The 1879-nt window shown below is 54.7% G+C and carries 1 protein-coding gene, 1 tRNA gene and 1 rRNA gene; 2 read left to right on the top strand and 1 reads right to left on the bottom strand.

What is annotated here, in order from left to right; genetic code table 11:
* Together rrf and ACR0IP_RS23075 are read left to right on the top strand one after the other, a co-directional pair.
* A 5S ribosomal RNA gene (gene rrf / locus ACR0IP_RS23080) occupies positions 1-82 on the top strand; the annotation flags it as partial.
* 52 nt (positions 83-134) lie between these two features.
* Positions 135-211: transfer RNA gene (locus ACR0IP_RS23075), tRNA-Met, on the top strand.
* 242 nt (positions 212-453) lie between these two features.
* Here the strand turns inward: ACR0IP_RS23075 and ACR0IP_RS23070 are convergent.
* Positions 454-1580, bottom strand: a protein-coding gene (locus ACR0IP_RS23070; RefSeq protein ID WP_480514630.1) for an IS3 family transposase whose coding sequence is annotated in 2 segments (ribosomal slippage) — positions 454-1319 and positions 1319-1580 — 1128 coding nt in all. Because the reading frame shifts where the segments join, the coding sequence is not laid out codon by codon here.
* Positions 1581-1879: the final 299 nt, after the last annotated feature.

The raw sequence follows: 1879 nt of genomic DNA, 5'->3' as shown, positions 1-1879 counted from the left end.
CCCATCCCGAACCCGGAAGTTAAGCACTGCCGCGCCAATGGTACTTGGGCTTAAGCCCCGGGAGAGTAGGTCACCGCCAAACCTAGCAAAATCCCCAAATCTCTCTAAAACGATGAAAACAAATCTGACTCTGACGCGGGATGGAGCAGCCCGGTAGCTCGTCAGGCTCATAACCTGAAGGTCGTAGGTTCAAATCCTACTCCCGCAACCACTTGGGTCGAACAGAGTCTCGAACAAGCCGCCCCTGGGCGGCTTTGTTCATTCTGGGCCAACCCAATCATCGCTGCCAGGGCACCCTCCAGTTCGATCTGCACGCCATCCCGTTCATGTTTGATCGTAACACGTTCAATCAGGCCCCGGATAATCTCCAAGGCCCCGGTGCGGATCGACGGATCCGATAGCGCCTGTGCCAGATCTGCTGAGCAGCCTCATCTGACTGGTCCAAGTTGATTGTTAGTGCATCATCGGCCTGTGATCCATCGGGATGATGGTTTCGGGCGCTGGCGGGCGATAGCCCAGTGCACTGTGGGGGCGTTTTGTGTTGTAGTGTCTCCTCCATTGTTCGATCAGAATTTGAGCTTCGCGCAGGCTGTAGAAGATCTCACCATTGAGCAACTCGTCCCTGAACCTGCCATTGAAGCTTTCACAGTATCCGTTTTCCCACGGGCTGCCAGGTTCGATGTAAGCCGTCTTGGCGCCAACGGCGGCGATCCAGTCTCGGACAGCCTGGGCGACAAATTCCGGCCCATTGTCAGAACGTATGAAACTCGGCGCGCCGCGAAGTATGAACAGGTCTGTCAGGACGTCGATTACATCGGTCGAGTTCAGCTTCCGCTCGACCCTGATAGCCAAACATTCCCGACTGTACTCATCAAGGATGTTCAGCGCCCGGAAGGCTTTGCCATCATCGGTTCGGCAATGGACGAAGTCATAGGACCACACGTGGTTGCGATGCTCTGGTCGAAGCCGGACACATGATCCGTCATTCAGCCAGAGCCGCCCTTTCTTCGGTTGTTTTATTGGCACTTTCAGCCCCTCTCGCCGCCACAGCCGTTCAATCCGTCCGTCGCTGACAGACCATCCAGCCTCCCTCAGCAGCGCTGCGATCCTGCGATAGCCATATCGGCCATATTGACGGGTCAGCTCGATCATGTCGGCCACCAGTCGGTCCTCGTCTGGGCGACCTTGTGGGACGCGCCGTTGCGTGGACCGGTGTTGTCCAAGCACGCGACAGGCGCGTCTCTCGGAAACGTTCAACTGGTTGCGTACATGGTTAATACAAGCACGACGACGAGCGGGGCTCAGTAGTTTCCCTTTGTGGCTTCCGTCAGGATCAGTTTGTCCAACGTCAGATCAGAAACCGCGCGCCGCAGTCGCTCGTTCTCTTTCTGAAGCCGTTTCAGTTCCTTCAACTGGTCTATGCCCATTCCGCCGTACTTTTTGCGCCAGCGGTAATAGGTTTGTTCAACAACGCCGATCTGCCTGATCGAATCAAGACGGGACATGCCTTGCCCCATCAGAACTTCAACCTGCCGTAACTTCGAGACAATCTCTTCGGGCTTCGGTCTCTTGTTTGCCATTCGTGGTCCTCCGTTTCCTAAACATAACGGTGGACCAGTTCAGTTGGGGAGGCTCACTCATTCTAGCTGGATGTGGAGGGATGGTAGCTGGAGCAACACCTATCGCGCATTTGGTGCCGATGAAGAGTTGTCTGAGTTAAACGCCAATCTCACAAAGTTGGCGGATGAAATAACTCAGCAGGTATTGTTGATTGACCAGTTGGAGGAAAGGGTAAGAACGCAAACTGGAACTGAAAATGCAATGCAAACCCTCCTCGAAGAGTCTGAATGCTCCCTCGAATAGGATGCTAGATTTACTG

The organism is Ruegeria sp. AL11 (assembly GCF_056540865.1).
Note: the sequence above shows the minus strand (reverse complement) of the source record. Positions and strands in the feature narration are given on the sequence as shown.